This is a genomic window from Defluviimonas salinarum (assembly GCF_026013545.1).
Classification (GTDB): Bacteria; Pseudomonadota; Alphaproteobacteria; order Rhodobacterales; family Rhodobacteraceae; genus Albidovulum; species Albidovulum salinarum.
The window spans coordinates 1-8,596 of sequence record NZ_JAPDOG010000063.1; the positions used below are offsets into that span (position 1 = coordinate 1).

The window sequence follows — 8,596 nt, forward strand, 5'->3', positions numbered from 1 at the left end:
TCGCGGCAAAACTTCAAGCTCAACCGCGCCGCCGCTCTCGCCGAGTGGCGCGGCCTCGGCGCGTCATAAGGGACAGCGATCCTGCCCTTGTGGAGACGGGTTCGAATTGGTCTGACGCCACCTCCGGGAAGGCTCCGACGACACGGGCACGCCGCCGGATCTCCCGCATGATGCGCTCCAGCGGGTTGTTGGTTCTGAGCTTGATCCAATGGCTGTCCGGAAAGCCGTAGTAGGTCAGGGTCTCGTAGCCGTGCTCGTCCAGCAGTTCGGCGGCCTTGGCCAGCTTCTGTGCGCGTAGCTCGGCGATGACGGCCTGCATCTTCTCGGCCGCTGCCTTGCGGTCTTCCTGGGCGTGGATCGCCTTCAGCATCTTCGCCGCTTCACGGACCTTGCCGGAGGGCACGAGGCTGAAGACATTGCGGTAGAAATGCACGACACAGCGCTGCCACTGCGCCTCGGGCAGGACCTCGGCCGCGCTCTCGACCAGACCGCGGCACGCGTCCGAGACGATCAGCTGGACGCCAGAGAGGCCGCGGTCGGCCAGGTGCCGCAGAAACATCGACCAGCCGGACTTGTCCTCCTTGGGGCCTTCCATGATGCCGAGGATCTCGCGGTAGCCGTCCGTCGTGACGCCGATGGCCACCAGAAGCGAGACATTGCGTACCTCGCCCGCCCAACTGCGCTTCATGACGATGCCGTCGGGGAAGACGTACGGGTGATCACACTCGATCCGCCGGTGCCGCCATTCGTCGATCTTGGCGTAGATCTTCTTGTTGAGGTTCGACACCGTCCCGGGGCTGACCCTGGTGCCCCAGAGCGCTTCGGTGATGTCTTCGACCCGGCGCACCGAAACGCCCGCGAGATACATCTCGATCAGCGCCTCCTCGACGCTGCTCTCCCGCCGCTGGTAGCACTCGATGATCGCCGTCTCAAAGGTCTGGCGCCGCAGCTTTGGCATCTTGAGCTTCACCGGGCCGGCCCTGGTGTCCAGCGACCGTTCATAGCTGCCTGCACGCGTGTCCTTGCGCCCTTCTCTCCGCTCATACCGGCCCGCGCCGCATAGGCGGTCGGCTTCGGCATCCAGCATCGCGTTCAGGGCTTCCTCGACCGTACCGCGCACCATCTCGCCCAGATGGTCCCGTATCCGGGCCTCGTCGATCTGGATCACTTGCCCATCGGTTTCGGCGTCTCGTTCTCGTCCATTCTCAGCTCCTCTCAGCCAGTCTGAAAGGGGCCGACCTCACGGTCAAATGTGCGAAAGACTTTGTACGTTATCAGCGTAGCTTCTCCTCGAGCGCAAATTTCAAGAAGAACCGCGCCGCCGCTTTCGCCGAGTGGCGTCAACTCGGCGCCGCATAAAGGGCAAGCTCACTGTCCATTCGGAGACTGGTTCGAATCCGTCTGACAGCTCCGTCTGGAACCTAGCCGGAAACACGCGGCGACCGCTTGAATGGCATTCGGATCTGGATGGTTTCTTCGCCGGCCTCCGGCTCCACCAGGTAAAGCCCGAGAAACATTATCCCGACAGCCGACCATGCAGTAACGGACATGCTTTCCCCCAGGATCAACATGCTCCAGACGATACCAGCAATCGTCACGGCATAGGCACTTTGCGCCGCGAAGACGGCGCCGGCCATGGCGATCAGCAATACCAAGATGATCGTTGCCGAGGCACTGGCGGCTCCCATCAGAACCACGACCAGTTCGGTCTGCCCGAACGTCGGACCCACCTGAAGAAAACCGTCGGTGGCCAGAGCCAAGGGCATCATCATCGGCACGGATAACAGCATCATGAAGCCAACTGAGTTGACGGGATCCAGCTCGTCTCGCTCAACGGTCGAGAGGCCGAGATCTTCAACCGCGAATAAAAAAGGGACAAGCAACGCCAAGGCCACCCAATGCACCTCCGTCGATGATGCAAGGCTCCCACGGCTCAGGAGAACGGTCACGACCCCGACCAACCCGACAACAAGCCCGACGAGACGGCGTAGCGTCGCCTTTTCCACCCCGAACATCGCCGCCAGAGCAAACACCATGAAGCCCTCCAGCGCCGAGACGAGAGCCAGTGTCGTAGCCTCCACATGGCCAGCAATCCAATAAATCGTCACGTTCTGAAACACGCCACCGAGCACCGCCCAAGCTAGGAGAAAACGGAGGCTGCCCCGGCCGGGCAGCGACAGGCGCTTTCGTGATAATGCAACGGCAAGACACATCAGTCCCGCCAGCAAGTTGACCCAGATCGCGAGTCCGACCGGCGTCGCGTCGAGGTCGGCCGCGATGTGCGAAAGCGTCGGCACTACCCCCCAGATCACCCCGAGCGCGATCACCATCAGGATACCCTTCAGGGTAATCACCTGACGCCGAAGCGCGACCTCTCTGTCATAGATTTCATCCGCCATTCGTGCGAGCACGCGGGCTAAGGTGCCCAAGGCATCATCGCGGGCAGCGACGTCGTCCACATTCATCCTGTCGGGCGAGAACTCGTCATCCAAAATGATCTGGGCCGCTCGGTTCAATTCCTCCACTTGGTCGAGATAGGCGCGCTCACGCTCGCGCAGCCGTCTTTTGCGGATCGAGGTTTCGAGCCGCGCGCGCAGGATCACCGGATCGAAATCCTTTGGCAGGAAATCCGTTGCGCCAAGTTCGATGGCCCTGACAACACTCGACATATCGTCGTCCAGCGCCGAAACCACGATAACCGGGATCTCTGCCAGGATGTCGTCCCGCCTCATCGCCTCCAGAACGTCGAATCCGTCGAGCCCCGGCATGACGATATCGAGCAGGATTGCGTCATAGGGATGTTGCCCCAAAAGCTGAAGCGCCTCGGAACCGTCCCGAGCCTCGACGGCCTGGTGGCCGAGCGCCACAACCGCGAGTCTCAGCTTCGCCCGACTGACACTACTGTCGTCGACGACGAGAATCCTCACGCTGTCACTCATGACGCCCCGCTCCACTGCATCCCCGCCAAATGAACCAAACCACGCAACAGGCGAATGCCCTATCCAGCGTGATCACCTCAGCCTCCATGGTCTCCGACCGTCGATTTTGACGGTTTGGACACCTGAATTCGCGCGCGGAACTCCTCCCGCGCGGACCTTGGCTCGGCCAGCCAAACTCCGACCATAACCAGTGCCAGCGCCCCCCAGGCCTCTGGAGAGAGCGTTTCGCCGAGGAGCAGCATGGCCCAAAGAATGCCGGCAAGCGTTTGCGAATAGGCCAGCTGGCTCGCGAACACCGCACCGGTCAACCGCACCAGATCCAAAGCGAGAGCGAGCGCAATTGCCGTCGCAGCGCCCAGCACCAGGATCACAATCTCGATCGTGCCTAATGCAGGTTGAGGCCAGTAGAACTCCCCCGACCCGGCGGCGGTCGCCCCGAGCGGAACGACCGAAACGACCATCATGAGGCCCACGGTCGCAAAAGGATCAAGGTGCGTGGGCCGCCGTGCCATCAACAGCGTGTGAAATGCCAGCAGCAAGGGAAGCGCCAACGCCGCTATTGACCAGTGAAGACTGTCGTCATGGGCGCCAGCTCCGGCGAAGATGATGACCGCAGCAACGCCAGCGAAGCCCGCTCCGAGGCCACACGTCCGTCTCAAGCTGGGCTTTTCGAGCCCGATTATCACGGCGATGGTGAAAACCACGAACGCCCGCGAACTGCCGAGCAGCGCAATGGTCGACGCTTCTACATGCCCAGCAATCAGAACTGTCAAGAATTGATAGAGGCATCCGATCGTTATCGCCCAGAGTCCCAGAAACCCCATGTCCTTGAGCGTCGGCCGCAGCCGTCCACCGCGCGCCGCGGCGATCGCGATGCACAGAACCGCGGACACGGTATTGGCCCAGATGACGATGCTGAGCGGCGAATACCCGTCGGCGCCAGCGGCCATTCGGCCAAGCGCCGGGGCGATCCCGAAGATGACTCCGGCGATAAGAACGTGCAAAGCGCCACGTAGCGTTCTCGCGCTTCGGTCAAGGCGCCTTTCGCGATTGTAGATCTCCTGCGCCAGCCCACGGAAGACGATCGCAAGCCTGCCCAACGCGTCGGCCTTTTCGGCCAGGTCGTCCAGCTTGAGATCTCCGGGCGTGAAGCTGCCCGCCTCGAGTATCCCGGCGGCTTGCGTGAGCTTCTTGACGCGTTCGAGATATTCGAGTTCCCGATCGCGAAACCATTTCCTGCTCAAGCAGGCGTTGAGCCGCGCGCGGAGCACAACCGGATCGAAATCCTTCGGCAGGAAGTCTTCCGCTCCGAGTTCGATCCCCTGCACCACCTTGTCGGTTTCGTCGTCGAGCGCAGAGATGATGATCACCGGGATCTCGCGCAAAATGTCATCGGACTTGAGCATGCCGAGTACTTCGAAACCATCGACCTCGGGCATCATGATGTCGAGCAGGACCGCGTCGTACGGGCGCTCCCGAAGCATCATAATCGCTTCGGCACCATTTCTGGCGACATCAACGTGATGGCCGATATGTTCGACCGCCTTGCGCATCTTCAGGCGATTGAGCGAATTGTCATCGACGACCAGCACATGCGCCGGCCCGCGGGCGTTCGCCGACGGGGGCTTGTTCTCAGTCGCCGGTGACATCGTTTGCGCTCACGCTGATCAGAGCCTCGCGCGATGCGCGCTCTTCCGCGGCGATTTCATCGATCGCTTGTTGCGGGGCGTCCACCGAGCCGTCACGACACTGGTGCTCCAACCGCTCACACAATTGCGCCAAACGGGTTGCTCCGAAATCGCGCGCATTGGACTTTAGTGTGTGGGCCGCGATCCGCATTGCACTCCAATCCGCTTCGGCACCGCTTGTCCGCAGCGCCTCCACGAGATCTGGCGCGCCCGAAACATAATCGTCCCGCAACTCCTCGAAGTCTTCGAACGCTCCGCCGATCACGGCAATTAGCCGCTTCAGGGCGCTCTTGTCGATCCTCCCGTCACTCATTCACACCTCCGGTCTCGGGTTCGGCTCTTCCGCTAGGCGATAGGACGCGATCCTCGAAAAAACGCCGCCTTGCCAAGGCTTTTCACCAGTGCATCGACATCGATCGGCTTGCTCAGGTAATCGTCCATGCCGGCTTGCAGGTAGGTCTCACGCTCCGTAGACATTGCATTGGCGGTCAGCGCGACGATGAAAGGCCGCTCGGCTTCAGAGAGGTTCGCCCGGATCAGCCCCGCCGCCGCAAGGCCGTCCATCTCAGGCATCTCGATGTCCATCAACACAACGTCGTAGTGCGCGGATTGGCAGGACGTTACCGCCTCCTCGCCGCTGCTGACCACATCGGGGTCGACGCCCATCCGTTTCAATATCTTGGCACCAACCTTTCGGTTGATCAGGTTATCGTCGACCAGAAGAATCTTGAGCCGCGCCAGTCTTTCGGGGAGCCCGAGATCCGGCCGATCATCGCCAGGCGTCATAAGCTCGGCATCCTTGACGATCGCGCCAGCAATTGCGTTGAGCAGGTGGCTGGACTTGGCGGGCTTTGTGAGGGTCGCAGAGAACCCGACCCGCTCGGCCTCCACCCGAAAATCGGAATCCACGGGCGAGACGGAACTGAAGAGGACAACCGGCGGCGCTTCCGCTCCAAGTTGCCGGCGGATCGCCTCGGTGAGCTCGAAACCATTCATTTCGGGCATCTTGAAATCGACGATGCACAGGTCGAACCTCTCGCCGGCCGCGAGCCAGTCCAGCGCCTCATTCGGCGAACCCGTCGCTTTCGCAACAAGCTGCCATGCCCTCAACCTTTCAGTCAGAATCAGCCGATTCGTGCGGTTATCGTCGACCACGAGCACCCGATGCCCCTTGATCCGCGCAAGGCTGTGGTCACGCTGCGACCGATCGGGCGGCGGTGCGACCTCGAATGGCAGGGTGAAGGCGAATGTCGTACCGACGCCGAGTTGGCTGCTTACGGTTATCTCGCCCCCCATCAGTTCGACGAGGCGTTTCGTGATCACGAGACCCAATCCGGTACCGCCATAGCGCCGCGTCGTGGATGCATCGACCTGGCTGAAAGACTTGAACAGGCGATCCATCCGGTCGGGAGGAATGCCGATGCCCGTGTCGCGCACACTGAACGAAAGGAGCATCGTGTCGCCTGGCTTCAGCGTCTCGATTCCCAGCTTGTTGGACAGGGTCAGCACGACTTCACCCTTCTCGGTGAACTTCACAGCATTGTTGAGCAGGTTCATGAGGATCTGCTTTAGCCGCACCGGATCCCCATAGACGCAAGAGGGAACGCTCTGATCGATGCTGCAGGCGAGTTCGATGCCCTTTTCAGCAGCTTTCGACACGATAAGTTCAACCGAGCTTTCGACGGTTTCCGCGAGTTCCAAGGGGAGACGTTCGAGTTCGAGGGCGCCCGCCTCGACCTTCGAGAAATCAAGAATATCATTGATGATCGTGAGTAGCGTCTCGGCAGCGGTCATAATCGTCGCGCTGATGTCGCGCTGTTCGGGATCGAGTTTCGTACCGCCCAAGAGCGTGCTCATCCCGATGATGCCATTTAGCGGCGTGCGGATCTCGTGGCTCATCGTCGCGAGGAAGACGCTCTTCGCCTCGTTCGCCGCTTCGGCGGAATCCTTCGCCCGTTTCAACTCGTCGGAAATCCGCTTGATGTCCGTAATGTCGGAGTGAACGGCGACGGTGCCTCCTTCGTCGGTCTTCCGGTTGCTGATCTGCTGCCAATGGTCGCCAAGCACCTCCTGAATGAACGGCTCGGTTACTTTACGGTGGCGTAGAACTTGCCTTTCTACCCAGGTTTCCTCATCTTCGTTGGCTTTGGGAAATCGCCCGGAAGCCGCCGCGCGACGTACAATGTCGGTGTACAGGATCCCAACGGGCAGATCGACGTCGCCGTCGCCAAGCATGATCTCGCGATAGCGCTGGTTCGCGACTACGAGCTTGTCGTCCCGGTCAAAGAGCGCAAAGCCCTCCGAAATGCTGGCGATGGCGTCCGTCAGCTGCTTCTGCGCTTTCAGAGCCTCTGCCTCAGCCTGCGCAAGCTCGGCAGTCCGCGCTTCGACGCGGACCTCAAGTTCGTCGCGCGATGCCCGCAGTTCTGCCTCGTACGCGTCTTGCTGTTCCTGAAGGTCGTTGAACGCTGACACGACACGCCCGATTTCGTCATCGCTCTGCCAGTCGACAGTCTGTCTCTGGCCAGATCTGTGGGCCATGTTGATCGACTCGAGCAACAGGCTCAGGGGTCGCCCGATGATCCTTCTGTTCGCGATAAGCGCGGCGCTGGTGACCCCAAGGAGAAGTATCGCCGCAAGCACCGCCGCAAGCGTGAGGCGCTCGCGTGTGATTGCCTTCAGCCGTGCATCCGAGAACGCGATCTCCAGCCGGCCGATGCGGATCTCATCGCCCTCGTCCGTATAGATGATGTCTCGCTCCGCGAAGTAGCGGGAACCTCTCAGCCCCTCGACGTCACCTGCCGACGCAACAAGCGTTTTCCGCTCGTCGTAGACCGCAGCGGCGACGACATCCGTATCGGTCAAAAGCGCCTTGAGTATCAGCTTGGTCTGTTGGTCAGCGACGTTCCAGAGCGACTCCGCCACGACGCGGCTTTGTATTTGAGCAAGCTCATTCAACTTGGTCTGCAACTGCTCCTGTGCGGAGCGACGAGCGTTGAACTCGAAGGCACCAAACACCATCAATGTCGAAAGCAAGACCAGTGGAATGGCGTAGGCGAGAAACTTGCTTTGAACGGAGCGCAAACGAAATCGCCGGACGTGATGTCGACGAAAGCGATCGGGGCCGCGCGGCACCCCTTCTTTCGTCTGCGCCCGCCGCATCAGAACTGATACTTGAAGTAATCGTCTACGATCTTGTCGGCGTCTATCTGTCGCAGGCCATCGTTGAACTTGTCGCGAAGGGTCCGGCCTTCCTCAGTGTCGCGGAAACAGAGAAAGAGCGTCTTGTCCTCCAAGGGATGCTCGTTGAAGCGGATCGACGCCGCGTCCGCCTTAAGCTCGGCTTCCGTAGCGAGAAGGTAGGACAGCACGAGTTTATCGATCACCGCCGCGTCAATTCGCCTACGCACCAGTTTCTTGAGGTTCGTCAGATCGTCTTTCGCAGGTAGTGCGCGGATCCATCCGGTTCCCGCCTTCTCGTCGAACTCGTCGGTGTTGGCATAGCCGAGGACCGTTCCGATTTTGAGTTTCTGTTCGCCGAGATCATCAACCGTTTCCCATGTGATGGGCCCGTCGATGTGCTCTGCCAAGCCTAGTGGGCCGTTACCGATCGGTTCCGATGCAACGAAGCCATCTACATGACGGCAGTGATATCCAGGAAAATACGCGATTGCTTCAGCATCGTTCTTCGCCATGTCAATGGCGCGCTTCCAGGGCAACACCTCGACTTTCGTAGAAATGCCCGCCGCCGCGAATGCCTCGCGCACGACCTCCGTGGTTGCGCCCATTTGAGGCAAATCTTCGCCAGTGTAGGGTGGCCAGTTGAGCGTCGTGACCGTGACACTATCTGACGCTAGGTCATGTTGACAATTGGCGGAGCCAGAGGCGGATCGAGGTTATGTCGATGAAACCCAGGAAGCTTTCGGCAGTCTTGTCGTAGCGGGTGGCGACACGGCGGGCGTTCTTGAG

Annotated in this window: 5 protein-coding genes and 2 pseudogenes; all 7 read right to left on the reverse strand. The window is 60.7% G+C overall.

Features of this window, described 5'->3' with window-relative positions; genetic code table 11:
• Positions 1–121: 121 nt before the first annotated feature.
• A pseudogene (locus tag OM960_RS24905) lies at positions 122–1,219 on the reverse strand (IS256 family transposase); the annotation flags it as partial.
• 202 nt (positions 1,220–1,421) lie between these two features.
• Complete coding sequence (locus OM960_RS24910; protein ID WP_264773873.1) at positions 1,422–2,939, reverse strand: response regulator; 1,518 nt, start codon at positions 2,937–2,939, stop codon at positions 1,422–1,424.
• Positions 2,940–3,016: 77 nt separating this feature from the next.
• Positions 3,017–4,588, reverse strand: coding sequence for a response regulator (locus OM960_RS24915; protein ID WP_264773874.1), 1,572 nt, complete (start codon positions 4,586–4,588; stop codon positions 3,017–3,019).
• A complete protein-coding gene (locus OM960_RS24920) occupies positions 4,572–4,940 on the reverse strand; it encodes an Hpt domain-containing protein (RefSeq protein WP_264773875.1) in 369 nt (122 codons plus the stop codon). Before OM960_RS24920 ends, OM960_RS24915 begins: the two co-directional genes overlap by 17 nt.
• 32 nt (positions 4,941–4,972) lie before the next feature.
• Positions 4,973–7,789, reverse strand: a complete 2,817-nt coding sequence (locus tag OM960_RS24925; protein WP_264773876.1) for a response regulator — start codon at positions 7,787–7,789, stop codon at positions 4,973–4,975.
• On the reverse strand, positions 7,789–8,415 hold the full coding sequence (locus OM960_RS24930; protein ID WP_432759538.1) for a substrate-binding periplasmic protein: 627 nt from the start codon (positions 8,413–8,415) through the stop codon (positions 7,789–7,791). The genes OM960_RS24925 and OM960_RS24930 overlap by 1 nt, the downstream gene beginning before the upstream one ends.
• 70 nt (positions 8,416–8,485) lie before the next feature.
• Positions 8,486–8,596: pseudogene (locus OM960_RS24935) on the reverse strand (IS5/IS1182 family transposase); the annotation flags it as partial.

What these genes read in the sequence shown, in the direction of transcription:
- OM960_RS24910 (WP_264773873.1), bottom strand. Translation starts at nt 2,939, where the DNA reads ATGAGTGACAGCGTGAGGATTCTCGTCGTCGACGACAGTAGTGTCAGT.
- OM960_RS24930 (WP_432759538.1), bottom strand. Translation starts at nt 8,415, where the DNA reads ATGGGCGCAACCACGGAGGTCGTGCGCGAGGCATTCGCGGCGGCGGGC.
- OM960_RS24925 (WP_264773876.1), bottom strand. Translation starts at nt 7,789, where the DNA reads ATGCGGCGGGCGCAGACGAAAGAAGGGGTGCCGCGCGGCCCCGATCGC.
- OM960_RS24915 (WP_264773874.1), bottom strand. Translation starts at nt 4,588, where the DNA reads ATGTCACCGGCGACTGAGAACAAGCCCCCGTCGGCGAACGCCCGCGGG.
- OM960_RS24920 (WP_264773875.1), bottom strand. Translation starts at nt 4,940, where the DNA reads ATGAGTGACGGGAGGATCGACAAGAGCGCCCTGAAGCGGCTAATTGCC.